Here is a 25949-nt window from a genome sequence, read left to right as displayed (position 1 = left end):
TGAACAAGGCCCGCGCCCGCGGCGTTGAGCCAGGACCCGCGGCCTGGAGACTCGACGATGCACACCGGCGATCATCGCGCCATCATCATCCTGGTGGAGGAGGAGCAGGACCAGCGCCGGGTCATCGCGGGGCTCCTCGACGCGGCGGGCTTCGCCGTCAGGGCCACTGAGACGACCGACGAGGCCCTCCGCCTGCTGGAGGCGACCCCGGACGCGGCCGGACTCGTCACCGACGCGCACGTGCCCGGCGGGATCGACGGCTGGGAACTGGCGCAGCGCGCCCGCGCGCGGAGACCCGGCCTCGCGGTGATCCTGATTTCGGGCCATTCGGATCCCAGCTCCGGCCCGCTGCCGGAGGGCGCGGCATTCGTGCTCAAGCCGAACGTACCGGCCAGTCTCGGTGCAACTTTGCGCGAGATGATCGGCGAGACCTGACACGGCCCGGCCCCGTTTCAACTGGGTCTCGGCCTCGGCACCGGTCCGCGCCCGGAGCTTCGTCGCCGGAATCCGCGGCAATGCCGCCGTCGGAACTCAACGAACTGGTGAGAAACGCACGGTATACAGGGTCCGACATACGCGAGGCGCGCCGAGGTCGCGCGATCCAGACAGGGAGATTGCGGGTGAGTGCCGCTTCAGCGTCATCGATCCGGGCCGCGGCGCCCACCGACCGGCTGCCCGAGCTGTCACGGCTGGCCGCCCTCTTCGCGCGGACCGTGCTCGACGCCCAGATCCAGGGCCGTCCCGTCCCGGACGACCAGATCCGCTTCCTGCTCGACGCGGCCCTGCTCCTGAACGAGTACGGCGCCGAGTTGCCCTCCCCCCTCGATCAGATCATGCAGGATGCCAGTGCGCCGAAGGCGCCCGAGCCGTCGGACGACCGGCCTGCGCCGGACGTCCAGGACGACGATGCCGGCCGCCTCGCCTGGCTGCTGCGCCCCTTCCAGGGATTGAAGGGCTGAGGACCGGGGCTCAGGGCAGGGTATAGCCCGGCTTCTTGAACAGGGTCTCCGGCCGGCCGACGATCTCGGGCCGGTAGACCTGCGCCTCCCAGTCCGCCTGGGCCACGTCCTCGATCGACACCGAGATCGCCCGCTCGGCGGTGCCGGCACTGGCCATCAGCGCCGCCGCGATGGCCTCGGCCATCTCCGCCTTCTGCGCGTCGGTCTTGCCCGGGTACATCTTCACGGTCACGTGCGGCATGGCGATTCGGTCCTGACGGCGGCGGGATGGACGGGAGACCGCCCGTCATGCGGTCGCGGGGTCCATGACAGGACCGGAGCGGACGGACAAGATCCGGAAGCCTCTCTCTGCGGCCCACGCCGATCCGGACGCATGAGGGGACCCGGTTTTCGAGCCAAGGCACCCATCGCTCACGCAACCCTTGGGATTGCACGATGCTCGAGGGCCCGACACAGGTTGTACGAGTTCGCGGACGGGTTCATGGTCGCCCGGGATCAAGCCGCCGTAGCGGTATCGTGATTCTGCCAGGTGAACTGAGGTACCATGAACTCTCACGGCTACCTGGACACATTCGCGGTCGTCGGACGATGCTTCTAGGCCGAGGGTTGGGCCAATCGCTTTGAACCGGAACTGTCTTACGACGGCGAGCGACTGAGGACAGAGCATCAGACCGTCCCGCGGCCAGACCTTACAACGGTATTCGCATGCCTGAGATGGCGCGTCGGACCGGCCGGACGCCATGGCGAAGGGCATGGCTCCCCGACGCGAACGTTTCCCCGAAGGCTGAGGGATCGCCCCTCTAGCGGACAGGGCCGAGGGCCTTGCCGCGTCGCCCCGGCGGCCGGCTCAGATCTCGGAGCGGCCGACCATCGGGGCGGCCGGGGCGTGCGCGTCCCGCCCTGCGCCGGAGACCGGCAGGAGGTGGCGACGGATGACGTGGCGGCCCAGGGCGATGGCCGGCGCCTCGATCCAGCTATAGACCAGCGCCGCGACCGCGACGGTCGCGAGCGCCGTGGCGGCCGCGAACAGGTGGATCGGAACGACCGACGCGTACCCGGCCAGCGCGTGCTCGAGCACCCCCTGGACCACCGGCCCGAACAGGTAGATCGAGTAACTGATGGCGCCCAGGTAGGTGAACAGCCGCCCCTCGATGCGCAGCCGCTGGGACAGCAGGGCGAACAGCGCCATCGCGGCCCAATAGGTGACGAGGTACTTCAGCCAGTTCTCGTGAAAGCCCATGTCGCGCCCATAGGCGAGCACGGACACCAGCGGGATCGCACAGACGAGCGCCCCGGTGACGACGGTGAGCGCGACGCCCCAGCCCGGCCGGCGCTCGAGGACGTGGTAGCGCAGGCACAGGCCCCAGAACATCACCGCCAGGGACAGGGGAACGGCCACCGGGAATTTCCGCTCGAGACCGAAGCGCAGGGCGGCGAGGCCGAGGGCGGCCGCGATCAGGGCCAGGGCCGACAGCACCACGCCGACGGCATCGTCGAGACGCCCGAGGACGAAGAGCCCGACGCAGAGGCCGTAGAAGATCAGCTCGATCTGCAGGGTCCAGTACAGGGCGATGATGTTCTCCACGCCGAGGAACTGCTGCAGCATCGTGATGTTGGCGGGCACGAGGACGGCGGGAATGTCACGGCCCGCCCAGACGAACAGGACCAGCAGCCCGCAGGGGATCGAGAGCCAGTAGGCGGGATACAGGCGGAAGAACCGCGACACGGCGAAGGCCAGGATCGGCCGGTCTCCGGCCTTGAACAGCGAGAAGGGCACCACGAAGCCCGACACCGCGAAGAACAACGTCACGGCGATCTTCCCGACATCGACGTACTCGGTCAGCCCCGACAGGACGGCGCGCTCGAGGGGAAACGGACCGAGTTGCGTCTTCAGGCCGAACTCGACCGTATGGGCGTAGATCACCGCCAGGGCGGCCAGACCACGGATCGAGTCGATGCTGTGCAGGCGGCGCATGGCGACAGTCGGTGTTGCGCCCCGACCATCGAGGGCCCTGCAGGGATTGCAGGTGATACCCGGTTCGACAAGGTTCTTCGCGCCCCGTGGTAAACGCCGTGGCGCGACTTGGCAGGGTTCCACGTCCGAAGGATTGCGGACCAGCGACGCGCGTTCCGAGCGGACCTGTCTTCGGGCACCGGGACCAAGACAAGCGCCGGGGATCGACATGTCGATACCCGTTTCCCCGGAGACGTGGCCCGGGACGCCTGGCGCGGAGGAACGTGGCTCGAGCGATGGATCGGGAATCCGGCGTGTCCGCGCGGCATGAACCCCGACGCATGGGACCGGGGCGCCGATGCCTCCCCGCTGGGAAGGCGTGACACGCCTCGCGCTGGGTTCCCACCCAAAAGTTGTGTCCCCGCGCAGGTCTTGTAAGGGAAGGCCCATGCAAGCCCCTGCCCCGCTCCGCCGGCCGCTCTCGGCCTTCCGGTCGATGCTCACCTCCGAGGCCGGCGGCGGCCTCGTCCTGATGGCGAGCGCGATGCTCGCCCTCGTGGTGGCGAATTCTCCCCTGGCGGAGCGCTACTTCGCGGTTCTGCAGACCAAGGTCGGCGGCTTGAGCGTGCTGCACTGGATCAACGACGCCCTGATGGCGCTGTTCTTCCTGCTCGTTGGTCTCGAGATCAAGCGCGAGATGCTGGATGGACGCCTGCGGACCTGGCCGGACCGGATCCTGCCCGGCCTCGCGGCCCTCGGCGGCATGGCGGCGTCGGCCCTGGTCTACGTGGCGGTGAACCGGCACTCGCCGGAGACCGTCCGTGGCTGGGCGATTCCCGCCGCCACCGACATTGCCTTCGCCCTCGGCATCCTGGCCCTACTGGGCTCCCGGGTGCCGGTCTCCCTCAAGGTGTTCCTCACCGCCCTGGCGATCATCGACGACCTCGGCGCCGTGCTCATCATCGCGTTGTTCTACACCGCGGACCTGTCCCTGCCGATGCTGGGCGGAGCGGCCGCGACCCTGGCGGTGCTCTACGGCCTGAACCGCGCCGGCATCAGCCGCCTCGCCCCCTACCTCGTCCTCGGCGTGGTGCTGTGGGTCTTCGTCCTGAAATCCGGGGTACACGCCACGGTGGCGGGCGTACTCCTGGCGCTGACGATTCCCCTGCGGCTCAGCATCGGCCGGCCGGACGATCCGACCTCGCCCCTGCACCGGCTGGAACACGCGCTCCATCCCTGGTCGGCCTACCTGATCCTGCCGATCTTCGGTTTCGCCAATGCGGGCGTGTCGCTGGCGGGCTTCACGCCCACGATGCTGCTCGACCCCGTGACCCTCGGGGTCGCCCTCGGTCTGGTCGTCGGCAAGCAACTCGGCGTGTTCGGCTTCGTCCTGGCGGCGGTGAAGCTCGGGCTCGCCCAACGGCCGGCAGGGGCCGGCTGGATGCAGGTCTACGGCGTCTCGCTGCTCTGCGGCATCGGCTTCACCATGAGCCTGTTCATCGGCCTCCTGGCCTTTGCCAGCAGCCCCGAACTCGAGGCCGAGACCAAGGTCGGCGTGCTGGCCGGATCGATCGTCTGCATGGCGGCCGGCGCCCTCGTCCTGCTGGTCGCGCCCCGCCGCCCGGTGGGGGCTCCGAAGGCCGAGGCCGCCGCGATCGCCTGAGAGGCCCGGACCAGACCCGGACCGCGTGCCTGCGCAGGACCGTAGCGGGCGCTGAAAGCGTCGTTCCCCGCCTCGGTTGTCGTCCCCGGACCAGGGCCGATCCGCGGCCTGTCGCGCCACGACACTCGCAGCTTGCGCGGTGACGGGCGCCAACCCGGCACTCGACCTGCCGGGCCCATCGTGACCTCGACGCTGCTCGACCATCAGGGATGGCTCGGCTTCGCCCAGCACAGGGCGGGACTCGGGCGCATCGTCGGCTGCCTCCGATGGTCGGCGGCCTCGTGCTCGTCGTGCTGTCTTGAGGAAGGTCGTCGAAGCGGCGGGGCGGCTTCGAGGGAAATGGTGGGCGCGACAGGGATCGAACCTGTGACCCTTCGCGTGTGAAGCGAATGCTCTCCCGCTGAGCTACGCACCCGGACCGAGGGCCTTCTAGGGCGAGGGGCGCGGCCCCGTCAAGCGCTGATCGGCAGGTTCTGCGCCGGCTTCGCTGCGCGGGGTTCCGAGCCGGAGCAGGATCACCACCGGCACGAGCCCGACGGCGACGATGAGGAGGGCCGCCACCGTCCCGTCCTCGTAGGTGCCGCGCGCGGCCTCACCATAGAGGTGGGTCGCCAGGGTCTCGACGTTGAGGGGACGCAGCAGCAGGGTCGCGGGCAGTTCCTTAACGCAGTCCACGAAGACCAGCAGCGCGCCGCTGAGCACCGCCGGCCAGGCCAGGGGCAGCTGGATCCGCCACAGGGTCGCGCCCGGTCCCCGCCCCAGCATCCGCCCGGCATCCGGCAGGCTGCGGGGCACCCGGCCGAGCCCGGCCTCGCAGGTGCCGATGCTGACCGCCAGGAAACGCACGAGGTAGGCGGTGACGAGCGCGCCGCCGGTGCCGAGGCCGATCAGGGCCGGGGCGACCCCGAAGAGCTGCATCGTCCCCGCCGACAGGGTGGCGTCGGCCCAGGCCAGGGGGCCGAGGAGGCCGATGGCCAGGATCGCGCCGGGGAGCGCGTAGCCGAGGCTCGCCACCCGGATCAGCGCCTCGCCCCAGCGGCGGGCGACGAGGCGCGGCCCCGCCGCCACCACGAAGCCGAGGGCGGCGGCGATCACGGTCGCGGCGCCGGCATACAGCAGGGTATGGCCGATCTCCGGCAGGATCGTCTCCGGCAGGCCGCTGCGCCACACCCGACGCAGGGCGGCTTGCACGAGGTAGGTCGCGGGAATCGCGAAGCCGACGGCCACGGGCACGAGGCCGAGGGCCAGGGCAGCCGCGGCATGCAGGCCCCTCAGCCGCTGCCGGGCGAAATGGCGCGGGCGCTGAGCGCCGCTCGAGAACCCGCGCCCGGCCCGGGCCCAGCGCTCCAGGGCCACCAGGGCGACGACCGCCACCAGCATGACGAGGGCGATCTGGGCCGCGCCGGCGAGATCCGAGCGGTTCACCCAGGTGGCGTAGACCTGGACCGTGAGGGTGCGCACCCCGAGGAATTCGGCCGCACCGATGTCGTTCAGGGCTTCCATCAGGGCGAGGCTCGCGCCCAGGGCGACGGCCGGGCGCGCCATCGGCAGGGCGACCCGCAGGAAGGCGGCGGAGGGCCGGCGCCCGAGCATCCGCGCCGCCTCGATCAGGTTGGCGGCCTGCATCAGGAACAGCGCCCGGGTCGGCAGGTAGACGTAGGGATAGAGCACGAAGCCGAGGAGCAGGATGCAGCCGGGCAGCGAGCGGATCTCCGGCAGCACGAAATCGCGCGGGCGGGCATAGCCGAGGAGGCCACGCAGGGTCGTCTGCACCGGGCCGATCGGGTGCATCAGGTCGAGATACGCGAAGGCGACGATGTAGGTCGGCACCGCCATCGGAAGGAGCAGCCCGGCCTCCAGCAGGCGCCGGCCGGGAAAGTCGTAGGCCGCCACGAGCCAGGCGGAGCCCACCCCGAGCACCACCACCAGGACGCCGACCCCGGCGAGCAGCAGGGCGGTGTCGCGCAGGGCCTGCGGCAGCACGTGGGCGACGAGGTGCGGCCAGAGCGCGGCCCCGCCCGCCCCCGCTCCGGTCCCTTCGCCCGCCGCGATCACGAGGGCGAGGACCGGGCTCAGCACCACGGCGCAGAGCACCAGGGCAGCGGCGCCCCAGGCGAGGCCGCGGGGTCGGCCGGTGAGCGGGAGGGCGGGGGCGGCCCCGGTCATGCGGATCCTGTGGCCTCGGGCTTCGTCCGGCTCGATGGGAGTGCGGCGGATCTCTCGGCGAACCCCCGACGCCATCCTGACCTCTGCAAGGAGGCCAGGCGGTGGCGCACGGGCTGCGGAGAAGAGAGCCTTCCCCTCAGTTGTCGAAGCCGACGGTGTCGAGGAGCAGGCTCGCCGCCTTGCGGTTGCGGGCGATCTCGACGAGCGGCACGGAATCGAGGGTCAGGGGCCCGAGGGCGGTGAGAAGCGGGTCGATCGGCGCGCCGGCCTTCACCGGGTACTCGTAATCGGCCTTGGCGTAGAGTGCCTGGGCCTCGTCGGAGACGAGGTACTCGAGGAGCTTGACCGCCGCGTCGCGGTTGGGGGCGTTCCTGGCCACCACCGCGCCGGAGATGTTCACGTGGGTGCCGCCGCCCGCGAAGGTCGGCATCACCACCTTGATGCCCTCGCCCCACTTCTGCTGCTCGGGGCCGCCGCGGCCGGAGCGCATCAGTCCGACATAGTAGGAATTGCCGAGGCCGATCTTGCAGGTCTCGGCCAGGATGTCGCGGGCGACGTCCCGGTCGCCGCCGGCGGGCTTGCGGGCGAGGTTGGCCTTCAGCGCCCGCAGCCAGGCCTCGGTCTTCTCCGGGCCGTGCTTGACGAGATAATGGGCGACGAGGGCCGTGTTGTAGGGGTGCTGGCCCGAGCGCAGGCAGAGACCGCCCTTCCAGGTCGGGTCGGCCAGCCCCTCGTAGGTGATGGCCTTGAGGTCGGCGAGGTCCTTGTCGGCGTAGAGCACCCGGGCCCGCATGGAGAGGGCGAACCAGCGCCCCTCCGCATCGCGCAGGGTGGCGGGCACCGCCGCCTCCAGCACGCCCGAGCGCACCGGCTGGGCGAGGTCGCGGTCGACGAGGTCGATGAGGTTGCCGACATCCACGGTCATCAGCACGTCGGCCTTGGCGCGGGCGCCCTCGGCCGCCACGCGCTCGGCGAGCCCCTTCTCGACGAACACCGTGTTGACGGTGACGCCGCTCTTGGCCGTGAAGGCGTCGAGCAGGGGCCGGATCAGGCCGGGCTCGCGGGTGGTGTAGAGGTTGACCTCCACCGCTGACGCCGTGCCGATCAGGGCCGCCAGCGCGAAGCCCGCGAATCCGATTGCCTTGATCCCACCCGCCATAGTCGAAACCCTTCCGTCGAAACGTGGCGGGTGTTCAGAAGCATCGGCGCGAAAAAGACAAGCACGATGTTTTGGACTTAAAACAATTCGAAACTATTGCCCTGAACCGAACTCAGGTTCGACCCGGCCCTGTGTTTTAATCCGTCTCGTCGGCAAAAATAAAGCCGCGATCCCGGTCCAGGCTCAGGCCGACCGAATCCCCCGGCCCGTGCGGGTCGTCCGCCGGTACGGGTAGGCGCAGGGGCTCGGGCAGCCCCTCCGCCGACAGGGTCAGGAGGGCGCTCGCTCCGAGGAAGCGGCGCTCACGCACGACGGCCCGGAGGGACGCTTCCGGCGCGCCGAGGCGGATGGCCTCGGGGCGCAGGCACAGGGTGACGGCGGCGCCCTCGGCGTGGCCCGGTGCGGGGACCGGGCCGAACGGCGTCGCCACGCTGCCGCCGCGGCAGGTCCCGCCGATCTCGACGAGGTCGCCGAAGAAGCGGGCGGCAAAGCGCGTCGCGGGGCGGCCATACAGGTCCGGCCCGGTGCCGATCTGCACGATGCGCCCCCGCCGCATCAGGGCGATGCGGTCGGCGAAGCCCAGGGCCTCCTCGGGGTCGTGGGTGACGAGGAGCGCGGTGGCGCCGCTGGCGCGCAGGACCGCGAGGGTGTCGTCGCGGACCCGGTCGCGGGTGCGGCGGTCGAGGTTCGAGAACGGCTCGTCGAGGAGGAGGACGCGCGGCCCCGGGGCCAGGGCACGGGCCAGAGCGACGCGCTGGCTCTCGCCGCCCGAGAGGGTGCCGGGATAGCTCTCGGCCCGGTCGGCGAGGCCGACCTGCTCCAGCCGGGCCTGCGCCAGGGTTCGGGCCTCGGCGGTGGGCCTGCCGCGAAGGCTCTTGTCTCGGAAGCGTCTGTCCCGGAAGCTCTTGCCGTGCAGGCCGAAGCGGACGTTCTCCGCCACGGTCAGGTGGGGGAACAGCGCGTAGTCCTGGAACATCAGCCCGACGCCCCGCGCCTCGGGGGCGACGCCGCGGCCGTCCGCGCTCACCAGGGCGCCATCGAGCCGGATCGTGCCGGTCTCCGGCTGCTCCAGCCCGGCGATGGCCCGCAGGAGCGTGCTCTTGCCGCAACCGGAATCGCCGAGCAGGGCCAGGATTTCGCCGGGCCGGACCTGGAGCGTGACGTCGGCGAGCGCCCGCACCGCGCCGAAGCGCAGGCCGATCCCGCGCAGGTCGAGGCGCGGCGGCACGGGATCGGGCTGGGGCGCGTCGAGGCTCATGCGCGCCTTGTGTCACCGCGATCGGGCGGCGAAAACCCTCCGGTGCGCAGGAAGCGCAGGGTCTCGCCGATGACGGCGGGGTTGCGCATCATCAGGCCGTGGCTGGTGTGCAAGGTGATGTGGTCGGCCATCCCGGCGACCCGCGTGCGTGCGACGGTGACCCGGCCGTCATCGGGTCCCGGCAGCATCAGCCAGGATTCCAGGGGATAGAGCGTGCGATCGCCCGCGATGATCCCGAGGGGATAGTCGACGGGGCCGAGGAGGCCGCGCAGGCTTTCGTCCGGCCGGGTGGTCAACTGGGCGCCGGCCGGGCCGAAGATGCGCCGGTAGGCGCGCAGGGCGTGGAGCCGGTCGGCGACCTCGCTGCCCCCGTTCGGCGGCCCCAACATCACCACCCGTCCGAGATTGGCCGGCCGGCCTCCGTTGAGCCAGGCCCGGGCGAGGAGCCCGCCCATCGAGTGGGTGACCACGTGGAGGGTCCGCGTCCGGGCGGCGAAGGCGGCGGCGGGCGGTCCGATGATGCCCGCCAGTTCGCCGAGTCCCGCCTTGCGGGAGGGATAATCGAGGTTGAGCGTCGCGAACCCGCCGGCCCGGAGGGCATGCTCCATCCGGGCCAGGGAGGCGGCCCGCCGGGCGAGGCCGTGCAGGAGCAGGACGCCCTCGGGGGCCGGATCGCCGGCCATGCCGGAGGCCTGGGGTTCGGGTCGGTCCATGCTGGAGCGCCTCCGGGCGATGATCGACTGCGCGGCGGTCGCGCATTGCCTCCGGCATGCTTATATTCCGGTTATGTTCCGTCAAAGCCCCGCCCGATGCCCTGCGTCGCCGAGATCCTGATCCCGCTGGCGCTGGACAGCGCCTACAGCTACGCCGTGCCGGCCGGGCTCGACCTCGCGGTCGGCGAGGTCGTGCAGATCCCCCTCGGGCCGCGGGAGACGGTCGGGGTGGTCTGGGGCGTGCGCCAGAGCCCGGGCGGCTCGAACCTGCGACCGGTGACGGGCCGGATCGACGTGCCGGCCCTGCCGGATGCGCTGCGCGAACTCGTCGACTGGCTCGCCCGCTACACCCTGGCGCCGAAGGGCTCGGCGCTGGCCATGGCCCTGCGGCTGCCCGACGAGGCGGCGCTGACCGAGACGGTGCGGGTCGGTGTCCGGGCCTCCGGCAAGGCCCCCTCCCGGCCGACCGCGGCGCGCACCAAGGTGCTGGCGGTGGCGGCCGACGGGGCGATGCGGGGCAAGAGCGCGCTGGCCAAGGAGGCCGGCGTCTCCCTCAGCGTCGTCGACGGCCTCATCGACGACGGTGCCCTCGAGGCGATGGCCCTGGCCCCCGAGCCCGTCGCCGTACCGCCGGACCCGGACCACGCCCGCGTGCCCCTCTCGGAGGCGCAGGAGGCGGCAGTGCGGGAGCTCGTCGCCCTGATGAACCCCGCGCCCGACGCGCCACCGGCCACGGACGCCATCGGCGATCCCCTGCCGATGCCCGCCGGCGCGGACGGCAAGGTGGCGCCGCCGGGCGCCGAGGCGAAGGCCCCCACCGTGTTGCTGGAGGGCGTCACCGGCTCGGGCAAGACGGAGGTGTATTTCGAGGCGGTGGCCGATTGCGTCCGCCGCGGCCACCAGGCCCTGATCCTGATGCCGGAAATCGCGCTCACGGCGCAGTTCCTCGATCGCTTCGCCGAGCGCTTCGGCGCCCGCCCGGCGGCCTGGCACTCGGGGGTGGGCGGCAAGCGCCGCGAGCGCATCCGGGCCGGGGTCACGGCCGGCGCGATCGCCGTGGTGGTGGGCGCGCGCTCGGCCCTGTTCCTGCCGTTCGCCGATCTCGGCCTCATCGTCGTCGATGAGGAGCACGAGGCCGCCTACAAGCAGGAGGACGGGGTGCACTACCACGCCCGCGACATGGCAGTGGTGCGCGGGCGGATCGAGAACTGCCCGGTGGTGCTGGCCTCCGCGACGCCCTCCATCGAGACCCGGGTCAATGCCGAGCGCGGCCGCTACCGCCGCATCGCCCTGCCCGAGCGCTTCGGCGGCCGGCGCCTGCCCGACATCGCCGCCATCGACATGCGCGCCGACAAGCCCGAGCGCGGGCGCTTCATCGCCCCGGCCCTGGTCGCGGCCGTGCGGGAGACCGTGGATTCGGGCGACCAGGCCCTGCTCTTCCTCAACCGGCGGGGCTACGCGCCCCTGACCCTGTGCCGGGCCTGCGGCCACCGCTACCAGTGCCGCAACTGCTCGACCTGGCTGGTGGAGCACCGCTTCCGCCGGGCGCTGGTCTGCCACCAGTGCGGCTATGCCGAGCGGCGCCCGGATTCCTGCTCGGAATGCGGCACCTTCGACAACCTCACCCCCTGCGGCCCCGGGGTGGAGCGCATCGCCGAGGAGGTGGCCGAGCTCTTCCCGGAGAAGCGCGTCATCGTCCTGTCGAGCGACTTCCCCGGCGGGGCCGAGCGCCTGCGGGCCGAGCTCCAGACCGTGGCGGAGGGCGGCTGCGACATCGTCATCGGCACGCAGCTCGTGGCCAAGGGGCACAACTTCCCGCACCTCACCCTGGTGGGCGTCCTCGACGCCGATATCGGCCTGACCTCCGGCGACCCGCGGGCGGCCGAGCGCACCTTCCAGCTGCTGCAGCAGGTCACCGGCCGCGCCGGCCGCGGCGAGAAGCCGGGCCGCGCCCTGCTGCAGACCTACCAGCCGGAGCACCCGGTGATCGCGGCCCTGCTCTCGGGGGATTCCGAGCGCTTCTACGAGGAGGAGATCGGCGCCCGCGAGGCCGCCGGCCTGCCGCCGTTCGGGCGTCTGGCCGCCCTCATCGTCTCGGCGAACGAGCGCGAGGTGGCCGAGGCCCACGGGCAGGCGCTGGCCCGGGCCGCCGAGCCGCCGGAGGGCGTGATGGTGCTCGGCCCGGCCGAGGCGCCGCTCGCGCTGATCCGCGGTCGCTACCGCTTCCGGCTGCTGGTGAAGACCGAGCGCACCGTCGACCTGCAGACCTACCTGCGCGCGTGGCTGGCGCGCGGCCCGAAGGTTCGCGGCAACGTGAAGGTCGCCATCGACGTGGACCCGCAGAGTTTCCTATAACGCTGGCTCGACGTTCGCTTGGGTAGCGTTCGACCCCCTGAGGAGTGCCACACGTGCTGACCTACACCAAGAAGCCGGATTCGAGCGTCGCCGAGATCGTGGTCGACGGCCAGATCACCGATGCCGACATGAACACCGTGATCTCCGCCATGCAGGCCGACCTCGACAAGGGCGGCAAGATCAAGCTCCTGGAAGACGTACGCGACTTCAAGGGCATGGAGCCGGCCGCGTTCTTCAAGGACCCGCGCTTCGGCCTCGCCATGATGAAGGGCGTCAGCCACGTCGCCCTGGTGACCGACGCCTCCTGGCTGCGGATGATCGCCGACACCTTCGGCAAGGTCTCGCCGGCCCAGATCAAGACCTTCGACCGGGCCCATATCGAGGAAGCGCGCCAGTGGCTCGCGGCCGCCTGAGGCCCTGAACCGGCGGCCGGAACACGCATCCGGCCGGCCCGTCCCTCTCCCCCTGCGGGGAGGGGTGAGGCGTGGCAGCGTGGTTGCGTACCCCTGGGGTTTCCGAGCCCGGGGGCCGACCAGCCCTGTGAAAGCTAGTCCGCCTGCGCGGTCCGGGTGGTGTGACGCCGGGCCGTCCAGCGGCCCGAGCACAGCGAGGACACCTTCCAGGTGCCGCCGCCGCTCTGGGCCTGGAGGCGACCCGAGACCGCACCCGAAGCCGTGCCGTTCGAGACGTTGAGGCCGACCGTCCCGTCCGGCCCGACGCGGCCGTTCAGGGTGGCGCCGGCCGCCGCGGAGGTGAGGCGCACGTGCCCCTCCTGCACCGAGACCCCGTAGGTGTAGCGGCTGTCGCAGACCATGCCGCTCTCGGTCACGAGTTCCACCGACCAAGTCCCGTTGAAGTTTCCGCCGTCACGGGCGGCGGCCGGGATCATCGCGGGCGAGGACAGGCCGGCTCCGAGCGCCAGAACCACCGCAAGTTTGGACATGCATCATCCTTCGGCAAAATCGCGTCCGCCCGCGCCGCGGCCACAGGATGGCGCACCGACTTTTCAAGCAGACGATCAAGTGAGAGTGCGCTGAGCATACCCACCGAAGCGGCAGGATTGTGACAAGCGCCGCAATCGACTGATGAGACTTATTGCCGAGCGTGTCTGAACAGGCCCTGACCATGGGGAACGACCATGCCGGAGCTTGGCGTTACCGGTCGTAATACGCCTGCAATGCTTGGCGGTCCCGCGTGATCGGCAGGGCGAGCAGCGCCAGGACCCGGGCCTTGTCCGGCGAGAGGTCGTCGGCGAAGACCGCCCCGGCCGCCCGCAGCGTGCTGCCGCCGCCCTTGAAGCCGTAGACGGGCAGCGCCCGGCCATGCGGAACCTGGCTCGCCACCACGATGGTGACGCCGGCGGCGATCGCCTCGACCACCGCGTCGTAGAGGGCCTCATTGACGTTGCCGAAGCCGTAGGCGGCGATCACCACGCCCTCGGCCCCGTCCGCCACCGCGTGACGGAGCTGGCGCCCGTCGGTGCCGGCCGCCATCGCCACGAGCTCGACCCGGGCGAGCCGCGCGGGGAGCGGCAGGGTCTGGCGCCGCAGGGACTTGCGGGCGAACACGACCCGGTCCTCGTCCACCTGGCCGAGGAAGCCGGCCTCGCCGGAATTGAAGGTCTCGACGTTGTTGGTGTGGGACTTCCGCACCTCGCGGGCGGCGTTGATGTTGTGGTTGAGCGTCACCGTCACGCCCAGCCCCTGCAGATCTTCGCGCGCGCCCTGGGCCAGGATCTGCCGGACCGCGTTCAGGAGGTTGCGCGCACCGTCGGCATCCGCCTCGGAGGCGTTGCGCTGGGCGCCCACCATCACCACAGGCTTGTCGCTCGCCAGCGTCAGGTCGAGGAAGTAGGCGGTCTGATCGAGGGTGTCGGTGCCGTGCAGGACGATGGCACCCGCGATGTCCGAGCGCGCCAGCAGGTCCGCGACCGTGCGGCTGAGGCCGGGCCAGAGGTCGGGGCCCATATAGGCGCTCGGCAGGTTGGCGAATTCCACGACCTCGATCCGCGCGAGGTCCGACAGCCGCGGCACCGCGGCGGCGAGGTCGGCCCCCGTCAGGGCGGGGACCGGGGCCCCCGTGACGGGATCGTGCGTCATCGCGATGGTGCCGCCGGTGGCGACGATGGCGACGGTCGGGCGGTCGGTCATGCCGGCGGGGCCGATCAGTCGGTGAGCGCGCGCGCCTCTTCGGGCAGCATGATCGGGATGCCGTCGCGGATCGGGTAGGCGAGTCGGGCGGACCGGCTCACCAGCTCCTGGCGGCCGGCATCGTACTCGAGGGTGTTCTTCGTCAGCGGGCAGACGAGGAGCTCGAGGAGCTTGGGGTCGACGCGGGTGGCCTCGACGGGGCTCGGGGTGTCATCGGCCATCTGGGGCGTATCCTTCGCGGGAGAAAACTACTGCAGCGTGGGCTCGGAGCCCGACCCGCGCACCAACTCCATTTCGGTCACCGCAATCAAGACCTCTGCCCGCGTCTTGAGGTCCGGCGCCTCCAGCATGGCCTGCTTCTCGCGGGCGCCGAAGGGACTCATCATGCAGAGGGCGTTGACCAGCGCTTCGTTGGGCGCCTCTTCGATGCCGGCCCAATCGACCTTCAGGTCGTTGACCTCGACGAAGTCGCGCAGGGCCTTGAGCACGCCCTCGCGGTCCACCGCCTCCTCGCCCGCGCGCGCCTCGAAATCCGAGGCGAAGTCGTCGTAGGAGACCTGGCAGCGGCGGTAGCGGGTGGTGGTGGCGAGTTCGCTCTCCACCCGGAACCGGGCGATGCCAGTGAGCGAGATGAGGTAGCGCCCGTCACCGGTCTCGGCGAACTGGGTGATCCGCCCGGCGCATCCGACGCGGAAGAGCTTCGGCGTCATCGGCGACGACCCCGCTTCCACGTCGGGCTGGATCATGCCGATGATCCGGTCCGTGCGCAGGGCATCGTCGATCATGGCGAGGTAGCGCGGCTCGAAGATGTTCAGCGGCATCTGTCCGCGCGGCAACAGCAGCGCACCGGGCAGCGGGAAGACCGGAATCACTCCGGGGCAGTCGGCCGGTCCCTTGTAGCCCGCATGCGTGCTCATCGTGTTCCCCTGCGGTTCGTTCGCGGCCTCACGCGAAGACCAGCGTCGACAGGCGTCGCCGCCCGCGGATCGAGGCCTTGTCCATAAGGCCCCAGGCCTCGAAGAAGGTGAGGAGCTGCTTGCGCGCCGCGCCCTCGTTCCAGGTCCGGTCCCGCCGCTCGATCTCGATCAGCTGGTCCACGGCCTCGTCGCGCATGTTGCGGCCGTTGAGGCCGAGCGCGAGGTCGAAGCGAGCCTGGAAATCGCTCGGGTCGGCCTCGATGCGGGCCTGGAAGGTGCCGAGGTCTCCCAGGGCCGCCGCCTGCTCGGCGAGCTCGATCGCCGCGCGTACGCTGGCGAGGCCCGCATGGGACGCCTTCTCGGGCGGCGCCATCGCGACGAGCTGCTTGGCGTTCTCGAGATCGCCGAGGTCGAGCTGGATCTTGGCCAGGGCCGCGATCGCGTCGACGTTCTCCGGCTCTTCGGCGAGCACGGCGGCGTAGAGCTGCGCGGCCTGCGCCACGTCGCCGACCCCGAGGAGGGCCTCGGCCTCCGACATGGCCTCCTCGATCGGCGTCGGGCCGGCGGGGCCGGCGAGGCGTGCGATGAAGTCCTTGATCTGGGCCTCGGGCACAGCGCCCATGAACCCGTCCACCGGCTGCCCCTTGTCGAAGGCGATCACGGCGGGGATCGACTGGATGCCGAGCTGGCCCGCGATGGAGGGATGCTCGTCGATGTTCATCTTGACGAGCTTCACCGCGCCGGCGGAGCCCGCGACCACCTTCTCCAGCACGGGGGCGAGTTGCTTGCACGGGCCGCACCACGGGGCCCAGAAGTCGACGAGCACGGGCTGCTGCATCGACTCGGCGATGACATCCTGGCGGAAGCTCGCCGTGGTCACATCCTTGGTGGGGGTGGGGCCGCCCGGCACCGGCGCATCGTTCAGCATAACGTCCTCGAGGCCTTCGTTTGGATCCGTCAGAGGGTCCGGGTCTGTCCGCCCGGTCCGCCCTGCGTCAAGAGATGGGAACTCCGCGCGCTCGGACCAGAGCGGACGTCCACACGCAATGTCCCCGGATCCCGTCTCGGCACGATCCGCCCTCGACACGATCCGCTCTCGGCAAGATCTCCCTCCGGATGAGGACCCGCCCGCCTAGCGGGGGGCGCTCCCGCCGGTCTTGCCCGCCTCCGGTGCCTTGGCATCGGTCACGAACACGCCCTGGTAAGTGCCCTTGGCAGCGTTCGCCTCGCAGGTGATCGCGGTCTTGCCCGGCTCCGGGGTACTGAAGGTGCAGGAGCCGACGGCGACCAGGGGCCCCTGGACCACGCCGTCCTTGGTCGTCTCGCTCGGGATCACGAGGTTGACCGGCTGGAGCGGATCGGTCTCCTCCGTCCGCTCCTGCTGGGCGCCGTTGCCGCTGAAGCTCAGGGACCGGCCTTCGGCAGCGAAGTCGAAGCTCGTGCGGTTGCGCGAGACCGTGTTCATGAGGGTGTTCTTGCAGGTGGCCGAGACGTCCTGTCCGGCGATCACGAGCTTCTCGCAGCGGCCCTCGAGCTTGACGGCCGCCTGGGCGAACGCGGGTGCGGCCGTGAGCAGCGGCGCAGCGAGAAGGACGAGGCAGGTGGTCGAGAGGCGCATCATGGGTCCGATGTAAGGCTGCGGGTCGGTTCGTCGAGGGGCTGCGGGCGCGCAGGGCTCCGGGCTCAGGTGGGAAAGCGGGCGGCGCGGTCGTTCGGGGCGTCGAAGTGGAGGGCCGGTCCGAGGGGCACGATCCGGGTCGGATTGATGGTCGGATGGCTCTCGTAATAGTGCCGCTTGATATGGGTGAGGTTCACCGTGCCGGCGACCCCCGGCAGGGCGTAGAGATCGCGCAGGTAGTTCGACAGGTTGGGATAATCGGCGATGCGCTGCCGGTTGCACTTGAAGTGCCCGACATAGACCGCGTCGAACCGCACCAGGGTCGTGAACAGGCGGATATCCGCCTCGGTCAGCCGGCCGCCGCAGAGGTAGCGCGCCGTATCGAGGCGGGCCTCCAGGGCGTCGAGTTCGGCAAACAGCGCGGTGAAGGCCTCCGCGTAGGCGGAGTGTTCGGTGGCGAAGCCCGCCTTGTACACCCCGTTGTTCACGGCGTCGTAGACCCGGGCGTTGACCGCGTCGATCGCCTCCGCGAGGTCGGCTGGGTAGAGGTCTGGCCCGGTGCCCGCGAAGGCGCCGTTCAGCATCCGGATGATCTCGGCCGATTCGTTCGACACGATGGCGGCACGCTGCTTGTCCCACAGCACCGGCACGGTGACGCGGCCGGTGAAGCCGGGATCGTTCCTCAGGTAGACCTCGTAGAGGCGGGTGGCGCCGGTGCCGGTGTCGGGCGTGGCGCCGGGCGAGTCGCCGAAGACCCAGCCCTCCCGGCCCATATGCGGGTCGACCACCGAGACCGAGATCGCCGCCTCCAGACCCTTCAGGGCCCGCACGATCAGGGTGCGGTGGGCCCAGGGGCAGGCGAGGGAGACGTAGAGGTGGTAGCGCCCCGCCTCCGCCGGGAACCCGCCCTCCCCGCTGGGACCGGGGGATCCGTCGGCGGTGATCCAGTTCCGGAACTTGGCGTCGGTGCGCTTGAAGCGGCCGCCGGTCTCCTTGGTGTCGTACCAGGTATCCTGCCAGACGCCGTCGACGAGCAGCCCCATGATCCGTCCTTCCCGCGCTTGCGTGTTCGCGGAAAGATGGGCGCTCAGGCCTCGGCGGACAGCCCCTCCGACGCGGAGGCCGCGGCTGGGGGCGGCGCGGCGGCGGGCGTGGCGGCCGCGAGGTGCTCGCCTTTCTGGTAGGTCGCGATGTCGAAGGTGTCGTCGGGCAGGCGGGTGACGAAGCGCTCGGCCATCTCGAACACCAGGAGATCGGGCCGCACCCGCGCCACGTAGCCCCAGTCGATGCTCGACGACCAGACGAAGTGCACCTCGCGAAAGCTCTCGGCCAGGATGCCGGTGAGCATGATCGGCGCGAAATGCGCGTAGGAATCGCCGAACAGCACCAGGGTGCGCGGATCGACGTCCGGCCGGTCGTTCCGGAAGCAGACATGGGCGCCGACGTGGAGGTCCGGGGCGCGACCGGCGGCCTCGTAGGCGGCCACGAGCGGGCTCGCGTAGGTCCGGTGGGCGTCCCGGTCGAGCACCGCATGGCTCGCGGTCTCGATCGGCTGCTCCGGGATCTTCTCGCCCAGATCGCGCACCCGGGTGGTCTCGTAGCGCTCGCGGGCGTCGAGATCGGCCGGGGGCACGGCGCCGCAGGCCCGCATCAGCACCCCGTAGGCCAGCCGGCAGCCCTCGTAGTTCCAGTGCGTGTCGGTGCGGTAGTAGAGGGGCACCGCGCCGTCCCGCGCCGCACGCATCGGCGCCAGGAGGTCGACGTAGTGGGGATTGTTGATCAGGCGCCGGGCCAGCAGGCGGGTGGGCGCCTGGCGTGGATCGAAGCGCAGATCCTGGGTCCGGTCGTCGTAGACCGACAGCTTCTCGGGCACGACGACGTGCACGTAGCGGATGCCCAGCGCCCGGGCCCGGGCAGCCCGCGCCTCGATGAGCTTGACCCAGCCGCGCAGGCGCCACCACCGGGACAGGGTGGCGCGATACTGCTCGAGGACACCGTTCGTGCCTCCGATCAGGAAGAGCCAGCCCTCGCGCCCCACATGGACGATTTCCCGGTGTTTGCGCCGCATCCGGGCTCTCTAGCCGGCCCGGACCGCCCTGAACAGGCCGCGCGGCGGTGGCGGCGCCTCGGGCCGCCCCGTGACCATTCGCCTGGACGCGGCCCCTGCCCCTGGACGCGACCCCTGCCCGCGCCATCTCCCTGCCTCACGCCGGATCGGACCATGACAGACCACACGCCCACGCCCGACCCGCTGATTCTCTCCCTGGGGATGGATCCCGACACCTTCGCGCGGTTCGACGGCCTGCGCCGCCGGCACTTCCCGCAGGCGCTCAACCACATTCCCGCCCACGCGACCCTGTTCCACCACCTGCCAGGTCCGAGTGAGCCAGGCATCGTCGAGACCCTGGCGGCGATGACCCGAACCCAGGCGCCGCCCGAGGTGTCGGTGACCGGCCTGCGCTTCACCGGGCGCGGCGTCGCCTACGTGCTGGCCTCGGACGCCCTGTCGGCCTTCCGGGCGCGGCTCGCCGATCAGTTCGAGAGCTTGAGCGAGGGTCTGACCGCGCAGGACCGGCAGGGCTGGCGCCCGCACGTCACGGTCCAGAACAAGGTCGATCCCGGCACCGCCCGGGCGCTGCACGCGGAACTGGAGGCGGAGTTCAAGCCGTTCCACTTCACCGCGCCGGGCCTTCTGCTCTGGCGCTACCTCGGCGGTCCCTGGGAGCGTCGCGGCACCTTCACGTTCGGATAGCGCCGCATTCGCCCGGATGGAGGCCAGGCCGCCGATCCGCTATGCCGGGAGCTCCAGCCCCTCATCGACGAGTTCGCGAAGACGCCCGCATGAAAGCCTTGCCCTCCGGCTACCGCAACAATCCGCTCCTCACCCGGGCGAACGCCCTGCGCCTGGCCCTGCGCCTGAACGAGGTCGGCCCGGTCCTGGCGCTGCTGGCGGTGAGCCTGCTCGGCTACGGCTTCTTCGCCCTGGCCAACGAGGTCGGCGAGGGCTCGACCGCCGCCCTCGACCGCAAGGTCCTCCTTGCCCTGCGCAATCCGGCCGATCTCTCCGACCCGATCGGGCCGCGCTGGCTCGAAGAGACCATGCGCGACATCACCGGGCTCGGCAGCGTCTTCACCATCGTGTTCGTGACGGCAGCAGCCTGCGCCTACCTGGCGATGACCGGGCGCCGGCGCATCGCCGTCTTCGTGATCGCGGCGATCGGCGGCGGCGAGATTGCCTCGACGGTGCTCAAGCTGTTCTACCACCGCCCCCGTCCGGACCTCGTGCCCCACGGGATGGAGGTGTTCACCGCGAGCTTTCCCAGCGGCCACGCGATGATGTCGGCCATCGCCTACCTGACCCTGGCGAGTCTGATCGCCCGGGTGGACCGGCAGCGCGGGGTGAAGATCCTGGTGCTGATCGTCGGGGTGTCGATGACGCTGCTGGTGGGCCTCAGCCGGATCTATCTCGGGGTGCACTGGCCGAGCGACGTGGTCGCCGGCTGGTGCGTCGGGGCGGCCTGGGCGGCCCTCTGCTGGTTCGTCGCCCTGGTTCTGCAACAGCGCGGCGAGGTCGAGGCCCCGACCCAGCACGGAGAGCCCGAGCGCACGCCTTAACCCTACCGGATGATAAACCACCCCGGCGCTTGTGTTTACCGGCACGAAGACCTCACAATCCCGTTATCCCGGATGCCACTTCTGGAGAGGGTCACATGGGTCCGATCACCGGCGAGCGTCGACACGGAAACCGACTGCGGAGCCTCCTCGGCGCCGATATCCGCATCGCCCCGCATGCCTCCGACACGGCCTGCCCGGTCCGCGACTGCGGTCCGGACGGCCTGCGCCTCGCGCTCAGCGACGGCGTGCCCCTGCCGGAGATCTTCGACCTCCACATTCGCAAGACCCGGCAGACGCGGCCGGTGCGCCTGATCTGGCGCGGCGACGATTGCGTCGGCGTCCAGTTCGTCCCGGACCCGCCCGCCGCGGTGCCGATCCCCATCGGCCTGATGCGCGACCTTCGGGCCGCGCGCGCGGAGATCGCGTCCCTGCAGGCCCGCCTGGCCGCGCGGGGCGACGAGGCCTGAGAGCGGCAGCGCTCCGGTGGCGCAGGCCTGCGGATCGCCGGAACCGCGTTTCTCGCCGTGACGTTCCCGAGGGAGTAGGCCGCCGGTTCACCCGCCGCGGCCCCTGTCCCGCCGGAACCGACAGCGAGCTTCATGACGGATGAAATCCCCCTCTCCCGCCGCAACGTCCTCCGCGCGGGCAGTGCGACGCTAACCGGCCTCGCCCTCGGGGCGACGGGCGCCAGCGCGCAATCGGGCCCGCCGGGCCCCTCGGTCCCGGCCGATACCGGCGCGGTGCAGGGCGGCAAGGTGATGTTCCCGAACTGGCGCGGCCCCGGAGACCGGGCGCCCCCGCCGCCGCCGGCCCCAATGCCGCCGGGCAAGCGCGTGGGCTTCGCCATCGTGGGCCTCGGACGCCTCAGCCTGGAGGAGATCCTGCCGGCCTTCGGCGAGACGAAGCGCTCCCGCGTGGTCGCGCTGATGTCGGGCACCCCCGCCAAGGCGAAGCTCGTGGCCGAGCAGTACGGGATCGCACCGGAAGCGGTCTACGGCTACGACGAGTGGGATCGCCTGGCGCAGAACCCCGCGATCCAGGCGGTCTACGTGGTGACGCCGAACGCCGTGCATCGCGGCGACGTGCTGGCCGCGGCCAAGGCCGGCAAGCACGTGCTCTGCGAAAAGCCGATGGCGGCCTCCTCGGCCGAGGCCCGGGACATGATCGCGGCCTGCGCGGCGGCCAAGGTCAAGCTGATGATCGCCTATCGCTGCCAGTACGAGCCCTACAACCGCGAGGTGGTGCGCCTCGCCCGGTCCGGCGAAGTCGGCCGGACCCGATTGATCCAGGCCTTCAACGGCCAGACCACCGGTCTGCCGCAGCAATGGCGCCTGAAGAAGGCTCTGGCCGGCGGCGGCGCCCTGCCGGATATCGGGCTCTATTGCCTGAACGGCGTGCGCGCCCTCACCGGCGAGGAGCCGGTCTCCGTGGAGGCGCAGATCCACGCGCCCGAGGGGGATCCGAAATTCGCCGAGGTCGAGGAATCGGTCTCCTTCACTCTGCGCTTCCCCTCGCAGGTCATCGCGCAGTGCATGACGAGCTACGGGGTGCACGAGTCGCGCCGGCTCCAGGTTCACACCGACCGAGCCGCCATCGATCTGCAGAACGCCTTCGCGTATCGCGGACAGCGCCTCGTCATCGCGCGGCCGGACGGGCAGGCGGAATCGCAGGACACCCGCATCCTGACGCAGAAGAACCAGTTCGCCCTGGAGATCGACCACATGGCCCGCTGCATCCAGGAGGATCGGCGCCCGCGCACTCCCGGCGAGGAGGGCCTGCAGGACCAGGTTCTGATGGAGGCGATCTACGAGGCGGCGCGCACCGGCCGGCCCGTCACGGTCGGCCCGCCGCAGGGCGCGCCGAGCGGACTCGACGTCACCCGCGGACCGGAACTCGACACGGCCGGGTGATTCCGGCCCCCGGGCTGCCGCCGGGGCGCGATCGCGTCCCGCCGGCTACTCTGCCGCCGGCGCGTGGAGCGAGAGCAGACGGGCCGTGCGGGCATGGTCCACCGCGCGCCCGCTCTCGATACCGCCTGCGCCGAGATTGCGCCGCTCGTCGTTGATCGCCGCGTGGACGGCATCGATGGCCAGGATGAGGGCGCTCACGGTACGGTTGTCGATGTTGCGCTCGCGAGCGTGCTGGACGACGTCGGCCACGAGGTCGTCGGTCTCGCGCACGAGGCCGTCGAGGTCGGCCTTGCAGGTGGCGGCGCGCACCTCGCGCAGGATGTCGAGGAGCCGGTCGAGGACGATGTCGATGCGCTCGCGGCGCTTGCGGGCGAGGCGCTGGGCGATCCAGGCGACGCCCGATCCGACGGTGCCGCCGAAGAACGCCAGCAGGTAGATGTAGTCCTCGTAGCGCTCGAACACCGTCTGCTGTTCGCGCTCGAAGTAATCCACCGCGCCGGGATGGTTCGGCAGGCGCGCGCTCGTGGCCGCGACGGTGGAATCGAAGTCCGGCGCCTTCATCAGGTTGGCGATGGGTGCCAGGGGCGCCAGCTTGGAGCGCCACTCGAACAGGTGCTGGGTCACCGAGGCGACCGTGAAACGGCTGACGCCGCCGCGCGCCATCAGCCGGTAGGACGCGCCCACCGTCTTCACGTCCTCGTCCGGGCGCTTGGGACGGCCGCCGAAGGTGCCGGCCGGGATCGTCACGGATTGCAGCTCGGGCATCCGCTGGATGATCGCCCCGCCGTCCGGGACGGAGACGAAGTTGATCTTCTTCTCGGCCGAGGCCGCCTCGACGGCGCGCACCGTCGAGATCGCCGCCTTCGAGGCCGGGGCGGCGATGACCGCCACCGCGTCGACGCGCCCCTCCGCGATGGCGCTGGTGACTTCCTGGGGCGTGAGCGGCACGAGGGCGACCCGGGTCGGGCCGAGGCCACCCTCGGGAACCGGCTCGGAGGCCGGCTGGGCCGAGAAGTCGTAGAAGGCGAGGAGGTTCGTCACGAACGGCATGTCGGCGGCGTGCCGCTCGACCACGCCGAGGCGCTTGCGCGCGAGGTCGGGGAAGTTCTCGATGCCGGCCGCCTCGGGGGCGGCGATCAGCAGCGCCTCGTCGTGCAGGATCGCCAGGGTGAGGCCGTTCTCGGGCAGGAGTACGTCCGGCCGGACCACGGCGAGGTCGGCCTTGTTGTTCTGGAGCGCCTCGGCGCTGTCGCGCACGTCATCGTAGAAGTTCAGCTTGAGGCGGACATCCTCGCGGCCACGGGCCAGGGCCTGGGCGTAGGTCTGCAGCAGGGTCGCCTCGGCGCCGTCCCGGGGGCCGACCGCCACGGTCAGGGTGGTGGGGCGCGACAGGTAGACCAGCATCCCCGCCACCACGGCGAAGCCGAGCGCCAGGAGGACGAGAAGCCACTCGCGTCTCACGAGAAATGCCGGCATGGCAGGAACGAGCCTTTGTCCAGCGTGATCACCATATCTGCGAGACCGACACCCGAAACCCGTCCGGATCGTGAAGAACCGATGACACCGCGAAACGTTGCGTCCCGCCGCCCCACCGGAGCCGCACCGGATGGCCGGGCCGAGGTCAAACCGCCCCCGCCCGTCACCCCCGCCTATCTCGAGCGGGCGGCCCTGCATTACCTCGAGCGCTACAGCGCCTCCGTGGCAATGCTGCGGCAGACGCTGAAGCGGCGGGTGGACAAGCGCTGCCGCCTGCGCGGCGAGGAGGCGGGCGCCTTCGCGGAGGCGATCGAGGCCACGGTGGCCCGGGCCGTCAGCGCCGGCCTCGTCGACGACGCCCGCTTCACCGCCGGGCGCTTGGCGGCCCTGCGCCGGCGCGGCGCTTCCGCCCGGGCCTTGTCCGCCAAGCTCGCCGCCAAGGGCGTGTCGCGCGAGCAAGTGGCCAGCGCGATGGAGGCGGAGCGGGAGACGGCGGACGCGGATGTCGATCTCGAGGCGGAAGCGGCCCGGGCCTATGCCAAGCGGCGGCGCCTCGGACCCTGGCGCCGTCCCGGGACCCGCGAGGCCCACCGCGACCGGGACCTCGCCGCCATGGCGCGTGCCGGCTTCCCGTATGGCCTCGGACGACAAGTGATCGAGGCGGATCTCGATGCCGAAATCGCCGACCCCGAAGCTTAACTGCGGAACCCGCGTCCGCGCTTGAGTTCCACGAAGCGCGCTGCGACATCGCGGCGGCGGAGAAAGCGCGAATTCCCCCGCGAAAACTTGAACGAACCACGAACGAGGCGCATCTCTCTTCGATGGACGAAACGCTCGCGAAGAAGCTGCGCATCCTCGCCGATGCCGCCAAGTACGACGCCTCGTGCTCGTCCTCCGGGGCGCCCAAGCGCACGGCCGGCAAGGGCGAGCTCGGCTCGACCACCGGCGCCGGCATCTGCCATGCCTATACGCCGGACGGGCGCTGCATCTCGCTCCTGAAGATCCTGCTGACGAACTACTGCCTGTTCGACTGCGCCTACTGCGTGAACCGGCGTTCCTCCAACGTGCAGCGCGCAAAGTTCTCCGTCGAGGAGGTCGTCACCCTCACGGTGGAATTCTACAAGCGCAACTACATCGAGGGGCTGTTCCTCTCTTCCGGCATCATCAAGTCGCCGGACCACACCATGGAGTTGCTGACCCGGGTGGCCAAGTCGCTGCGACGCGACCACGGCTTTCGCGGCTACATCCACCTGAAGTCGATCCCGGAAGCGAGCCCCTGGCTGATCGAGGAGGCTGGCCTCTACGCCGACCGACTCTCGATCAACGTCGAGTTGCCCACCGAGGCGAGCCTGGAGCGCCTGGCTCCCGAGAAGGACGGCGCGGTCATCCAGCACGCCATCGCGCAGATCGGCGAACGCATCGTCGAGGCCAAGGCCGAGAAGCGCCGGTTCTCCCCGGCCGGCCAGTCGACGCAGGTCATCGTCGGGGCCGACGCCACCACGGACGAGGCGCTGATCCGGAAGAGCGCGCTCCTGTACGGCTCGTACAACCTCAAGCGGGTCTACTACTCGGCCTTCAGCCCCATTCCCGACGGCTCGACCATCCTGCCGCTGACAGCGCCGCCGCTCCAGCGCGAGCACCGCCTGTACCAGGGCGACTGGCTCCTGCGGTACTACGCGTTCACGCCCGACGACGTGGCCGACGCCACCGAGGACGGGATGCTCTCCCTCGACATTGACCCGAAGCTGGCCTGGGCCCTGAAGCATCGGGCGCGCTTCCCGGTCGACGTGAACGCCGCCGACCGCGAGATGCTGCTGCGGGTGCCGGGCCTCGGCGCCCGGGCGGTGGACAAGATTATCCGGGCCCGCCGGCACACCCGCCTGCGTCTCGACGACGTCGCGCGGCTGACCTCGGCCCTGAAGCGGGCCCGGCCCTTCCTCATCGCCGCCGATTACCACCCGGCGGGCGGCCTCACCGACCGGCTCGACCTGCGGGCGCGTCTCGCCGATCCGCCCAAGCAACTGAGCCTGTTCTAG

At 71.1% G+C, this 25949-nt stretch carries 26 protein-coding genes and 1 tRNA gene; 11 read left to right on the top strand and 16 right to left on the bottom strand.

Going from position 1 to position 25949, the window contains the following annotated elements:
- Positions 1-57: 57 nt before the first annotated feature.
- Together ASF58_RS03410 and ASF58_RS03405 are read left to right on the top strand one after the other, a co-directional pair.
- Positions 58-435 carry a response regulator gene (locus tag ASF58_RS03410; protein ID WP_055947218.1) on the top strand — a complete coding sequence of 126 codons (378 nt, stop codon included), beginning with the start codon at positions 58-60 and terminating at the stop codon, positions 433-435.
- Between the two features lie 185 nt (positions 436-620).
- Complete coding sequence (locus tag ASF58_RS03405) at positions 621-959, top strand: hypothetical protein (RefSeq protein WP_244477172.1); 339 nt, start codon at positions 621-623, stop codon at positions 957-959.
- A gap of 10 nt (positions 960-969) precedes the next feature.
- Here the strand turns inward: ASF58_RS03405 and ASF58_RS03400 are convergent, their stop codons facing one another.
- Together ASF58_RS03400 and ASF58_RS03395 are read right to left on the bottom strand one after the other, a co-directional pair.
- Positions 970-1200: a tautomerase family protein gene (locus ASF58_RS03400; protein ID WP_055947216.1), complete on the bottom strand. Its 231-nt coding sequence runs from the start codon at positions 1198-1200 to the stop codon at positions 970-972.
- 606 nt (positions 1201-1806) lie between these two features.
- Positions 1807-2934: an acyltransferase gene (locus ASF58_RS03395; RefSeq protein WP_055947214.1), complete on the bottom strand. Its 1128-nt coding sequence runs from the start codon at positions 2932-2934 to the stop codon at positions 1807-1809.
- A 427-nt stretch (positions 2935-3361) separates the two neighbouring features.
- On the opposite strand from ASF58_RS03395, the gene nhaA reads away from it, so the two are divergent.
- Positions 3362-4576, top strand: a complete 1215-nt coding sequence (gene nhaA / locus ASF58_RS03390; RefSeq protein WP_055947213.1) for a Na+/H+ antiporter NhaA — start codon at positions 3362-3364, stop codon at positions 4574-4576.
- Positions 4577-4916: 340 nt separating this feature from the next.
- Here nhaA and ASF58_RS03385 read toward each other — a convergent pair.
- The 5 genes from ASF58_RS03385 to ASF58_RS03365 all read right to left on the bottom strand — a co-directional run bounded on the left by ASF58_RS03385 (position 4917) and on the right by ASF58_RS03365 (position 9872).
- Positions 4917-4991: transfer RNA gene (locus ASF58_RS03385), tRNA-Val, on the bottom strand.
- A gap of 14 nt (positions 4992-5005) precedes the next feature.
- Positions 5006-6742, bottom strand: coding sequence for an iron ABC transporter permease (locus tag ASF58_RS03380; protein WP_055947210.1), 1737 nt, complete (start codon positions 6740-6742; stop codon positions 5006-5008).
- A 136-nt stretch (positions 6743-6878) separates the two neighbouring features.
- On the bottom strand, positions 6879-7901 hold the full coding sequence (locus tag ASF58_RS03375) for an extracellular solute-binding protein (RefSeq protein ID WP_055947208.1): 1023 nt from the start codon (positions 7899-7901) through the stop codon (positions 6879-6881).
- A gap of 136 nt (positions 7902-8037) precedes the next feature.
- Positions 8038-9159, bottom strand: coding sequence for an ABC transporter ATP-binding protein (locus ASF58_RS03370; RefSeq protein WP_055947206.1), 1122 nt, complete (start codon positions 9157-9159; stop codon positions 8038-8040).
- A complete protein-coding gene (locus tag ASF58_RS03365) occupies positions 9156-9872 on the bottom strand; it encodes an alpha/beta hydrolase (RefSeq protein ID WP_055947204.1) in 717 nt (238 codons plus the stop codon). The genes ASF58_RS03370 and ASF58_RS03365 overlap by 4 nt, the downstream gene beginning before the upstream one ends.
- Before the next feature lie 96 nt (positions 9873-9968).
- On the opposite strand from ASF58_RS03365, the gene ASF58_RS03360 reads away from it, so the two are divergent.
- Both ASF58_RS03360 and ASF58_RS03355 read left to right on the top strand, forming a co-directional pair.
- Positions 9969-12227, top strand: coding sequence for a primosomal protein N' (locus tag ASF58_RS03360; protein ID WP_055947201.1), 2259 nt, complete (start codon positions 9969-9971; stop codon positions 12225-12227).
- A 53-nt stretch (positions 12228-12280) separates the two neighbouring features.
- Positions 12281-12640 carry an STAS/SEC14 domain-containing protein gene (locus tag ASF58_RS03355; RefSeq protein ID WP_055947200.1) on the top strand — a complete coding sequence of 120 codons (360 nt, stop codon included), beginning with the start codon at positions 12281-12283 and terminating at the stop codon, positions 12638-12640.
- 134 nt (positions 12641-12774) lie between these two features.
- Here ASF58_RS03355 and ASF58_RS03350 read toward each other — a convergent pair whose 3' ends face one another.
- From ASF58_RS03350 to ASF58_RS03315, 8 genes are all read right to left on the bottom strand, one after another.
- Complete coding sequence (locus tag ASF58_RS03350; protein WP_055947198.1) at positions 12775-13170, bottom strand: hypothetical protein; 396 nt, start codon at positions 13168-13170, stop codon at positions 12775-12777.
- Between the two features lie 211 nt (positions 13171-13381).
- Positions 13382-14377: an asparaginase gene (locus tag ASF58_RS03345; RefSeq protein WP_055947196.1), complete on the bottom strand. Its 996-nt coding sequence runs from the start codon at positions 14375-14377 to the stop codon at positions 13382-13384.
- Between the two features lie 14 nt (positions 14378-14391).
- A complete protein-coding gene (locus tag ASF58_RS03340; protein WP_055947195.1) occupies positions 14392-14598 on the bottom strand; it encodes a Trm112 family protein in 207 nt (68 codons plus the stop codon).
- A 27-nt stretch (positions 14599-14625) separates the two neighbouring features.
- Positions 14626-15294: an LON peptidase substrate-binding domain-containing protein gene (locus ASF58_RS03335; protein WP_055947193.1), complete on the bottom strand. Its 669-nt coding sequence runs from the start codon at positions 15292-15294 to the stop codon at positions 14626-14628.
- Between the two features lie 28 nt (positions 15295-15322).
- Positions 15323-16222, bottom strand: a complete 900-nt coding sequence (gene trxA, locus ASF58_RS03330) for a thioredoxin (protein WP_055947191.1) — start codon at positions 16220-16222, stop codon at positions 15323-15325.
- A 204-nt stretch (positions 16223-16426) separates the two neighbouring features.
- Positions 16427-16912: a hypothetical protein gene (locus ASF58_RS03325; protein ID WP_055948743.1), complete on the bottom strand. Its 486-nt coding sequence runs from the start codon at positions 16910-16912 to the stop codon at positions 16427-16429.
- Between the two features lie 65 nt (positions 16913-16977).
- Positions 16978-17955 (bottom strand): glutathione S-transferase family protein, encoded by a 978-nt coding sequence (locus ASF58_RS03320; RefSeq protein ID WP_055947189.1) that lies wholly within the window; start codon positions 17953-17955, stop codon positions 16978-16980.
- Positions 17956-17999: 44 nt separating this feature from the next.
- Complete coding sequence (locus tag ASF58_RS03315; RefSeq protein WP_082512800.1) at positions 18000-18980, bottom strand: hypothetical protein; 981 nt, start codon at positions 18978-18980, stop codon at positions 18000-18002.
- A gap of 153 nt (positions 18981-19133) precedes the next feature.
- Here ASF58_RS03315 and ASF58_RS03310 point away from each other — a divergent pair, with 153 nt between their 5' ends.
- The 4 genes from ASF58_RS03310 to ASF58_RS03295 all read left to right on the top strand — a co-directional run bounded on the left by ASF58_RS03310 (position 19134) and on the right by ASF58_RS03295 (position 22437).
- The gene (locus ASF58_RS03310; RefSeq protein WP_055947187.1) at positions 19134-19664 is read left to right on the top strand and encodes a 2'-5' RNA ligase family protein; all 531 of its coding nucleotides are present in this window, start codon (positions 19134-19136) and stop codon (positions 19662-19664) included.
- A gap of 89 nt (positions 19665-19753) precedes the next feature.
- Positions 19754-20527, top strand: coding sequence for a phosphatase PAP2 family protein (locus ASF58_RS03305; RefSeq protein ID WP_055947185.1), 774 nt, complete (start codon positions 19754-19756; stop codon positions 20525-20527).
- A 95-nt stretch (positions 20528-20622) separates the two neighbouring features.
- Positions 20623-20994: a hypothetical protein gene (locus ASF58_RS03300; RefSeq protein WP_055947183.1), complete on the top strand. Its 372-nt coding sequence runs from the start codon at positions 20623-20625 to the stop codon at positions 20992-20994.
- A gap of 132 nt (positions 20995-21126) precedes the next feature.
- Entirely contained in the window at positions 21127-22437 is a 1311-nt protein-coding gene (locus ASF58_RS03295) for a Gfo/Idh/MocA family oxidoreductase (RefSeq protein ID WP_055947182.1), read from the top strand.
- 45 nt (positions 22438-22482) lie between these two features.
- Here the strand turns inward: ASF58_RS03295 and ASF58_RS03290 are convergent, their stop codons facing one another.
- Positions 22483-23913: a TAXI family TRAP transporter solute-binding subunit gene (locus tag ASF58_RS03290; protein ID WP_055947180.1), complete on the bottom strand. Its 1431-nt coding sequence runs from the start codon at positions 23911-23913 to the stop codon at positions 22483-22485.
- 81 nt (positions 23914-23994) lie between these two features.
- Here ASF58_RS03290 and ASF58_RS03285 point away from each other — a divergent pair, with 81 nt between their 5' ends.
- Together ASF58_RS03285 and ASF58_RS03280 are read left to right on the top strand one after the other, a co-directional pair.
- Complete coding sequence (locus ASF58_RS03285; protein WP_055947178.1) at positions 23995-24612, top strand: RecX family transcriptional regulator; 618 nt, start codon at positions 23995-23997, stop codon at positions 24610-24612.
- A gap of 122 nt (positions 24613-24734) precedes the next feature.
- Positions 24735-25949, top strand: coding sequence for a putative DNA modification/repair radical SAM protein (locus ASF58_RS03280; protein WP_055947176.1), 1215 nt, complete (start codon positions 24735-24737; stop codon positions 25947-25949).

The sequence above is a fragment of the Methylobacterium sp. Leaf125 genome, from assembly GCF_001423085.1.
Lineage (GTDB): Bacteria > Pseudomonadota > Alphaproteobacteria > Rhizobiales > Beijerinckiaceae > Methylobacterium.
The sequence above is the reverse complement of the archived record's forward strand: the minus strand, read 5'-3'. Positions and strand labels throughout refer to the sequence as shown.

What these genes read in the sequence shown, in the direction of transcription:
- ASF58_RS03285 (WP_055947178.1), top strand. Translation starts at nt 23,995, where the DNA reads ATGACACCGCGAAACGTTGCGTCCCGCCGCCCCACCGGAGCCGCACCG.
- ASF58_RS03340 (WP_055947195.1), bottom strand. Translation starts at nt 14,598, where the DNA reads ATGGCCGATGACACCCCGAGCCCCGTCGAGGCCACCCGCGTCGACCCC.
- ASF58_RS03315 (WP_082512800.1), bottom strand. Translation starts at nt 18,980, where the DNA reads ATGCGGCGCAAACACCGGGAAATCGTCCATGTGGGGCGCGAGGGCTGG.
- ASF58_RS03350 (WP_055947198.1), bottom strand. Translation starts at nt 13,170, where the DNA reads ATGTCCAAACTTGCGGTGGTTCTGGCGCTCGGAGCCGGCCTGTCCTCG.
- ASF58_RS03365 (WP_055947204.1), bottom strand. Translation starts at nt 9,872, where the DNA reads ATGGACCGACCCGAACCCCAGGCCTCCGGCATGGCCGGCGATCCGGCC.
- ASF58_RS03325 (WP_055948743.1), bottom strand. Translation starts at nt 16,912, where the DNA reads ATGCGCCTCTCGACCACCTGCCTCGTCCTTCTCGCTGCGCCGCTGCTC.
- ASF58_RS03370 (WP_055947206.1), bottom strand. Translation starts at nt 9,159, where the DNA reads ATGAGCCTCGACGCGCCCCAGCCCGATCCCGTGCCGCCGCGCCTCGAC.
- nhaA (WP_055947213.1), top strand. Translation starts at nt 3,362, where the DNA reads ATGCAAGCCCCTGCCCCGCTCCGCCGGCCGCTCTCGGCCTTCCGGTCG.
- ASF58_RS03320 (WP_055947189.1), bottom strand. Translation starts at nt 17,955, where the DNA reads ATGGGGCTGCTCGTCGACGGCGTCTGGCAGGATACCTGGTACGACACC.
- trxA (WP_055947191.1), bottom strand. Translation starts at nt 16,222, where the DNA reads ATGCTGAACGATGCGCCGGTGCCGGGCGGCCCCACCCCCACCAAGGAT.
- ASF58_RS03380 (WP_055947210.1), bottom strand. Translation starts at nt 6,742, where the DNA reads ATGACCGGGGCCGCCCCCGCCCTCCCGCTCACCGGCCGACCCCGCGGC.
- ASF58_RS03375 (WP_055947208.1), bottom strand. Translation starts at nt 7,901, where the DNA reads ATGGCGGGTGGGATCAAGGCAATCGGATTCGCGGGCTTCGCGCTGGCG.
- ASF58_RS03300 (WP_055947183.1), top strand. Translation starts at nt 20,623, where the DNA reads ATGGGTCCGATCACCGGCGAGCGTCGACACGGAAACCGACTGCGGAGC.
- ASF58_RS03290 (WP_055947180.1), bottom strand. Translation starts at nt 23,913, where the DNA reads ATGCCGGCATTTCTCGTGAGACGCGAGTGGCTTCTCGTCCTCCTGGCG.
- ASF58_RS03295 (WP_055947182.1), top strand. Translation starts at nt 21,127, where the DNA reads ATGACGGATGAAATCCCCCTCTCCCGCCGCAACGTCCTCCGCGCGGGC.
- ASF58_RS03305 (WP_055947185.1), top strand. Translation starts at nt 19,754, where the DNA reads ATGAAAGCCTTGCCCTCCGGCTACCGCAACAATCCGCTCCTCACCCGG.
- ASF58_RS03335 (WP_055947193.1), bottom strand. Translation starts at nt 15,294, where the DNA reads ATGAGCACGCATGCGGGCTACAAGGGACCGGCCGACTGCCCCGGAGTG.
- ASF58_RS03345 (WP_055947196.1), bottom strand. Translation starts at nt 14,377, where the DNA reads ATGACCGACCGCCCGACCGTCGCCATCGTCGCCACCGGCGGCACCATC.
- ASF58_RS03310 (WP_055947187.1), top strand. Translation starts at nt 19,134, where the DNA reads ATGACAGACCACACGCCCACGCCCGACCCGCTGATTCTCTCCCTGGGG.
- ASF58_RS03360 (WP_055947201.1), top strand. Translation starts at nt 9,969, where the DNA reads ATGCCCTGCGTCGCCGAGATCCTGATCCCGCTGGCGCTGGACAGCGCC.
- ASF58_RS03280 (WP_055947176.1), top strand. Translation starts at nt 24,735, where the DNA reads ATGGACGAAACGCTCGCGAAGAAGCTGCGCATCCTCGCCGATGCCGCC.
- ASF58_RS03395 (WP_055947214.1), bottom strand. Translation starts at nt 2,934, where the DNA reads ATGCGCCGCCTGCACAGCATCGACTCGATCCGTGGTCTGGCCGCCCTG.
- ASF58_RS03410 (WP_055947218.1), top strand. Translation starts at nt 58, where the DNA reads ATGCACACCGGCGATCATCGCGCCATCATCATCCTGGTGGAGGAGGAG.
- ASF58_RS03400 (WP_055947216.1), bottom strand. Translation starts at nt 1,200, where the DNA reads ATGCCGCACGTGACCGTGAAGATGTACCCGGGCAAGACCGACGCGCAG.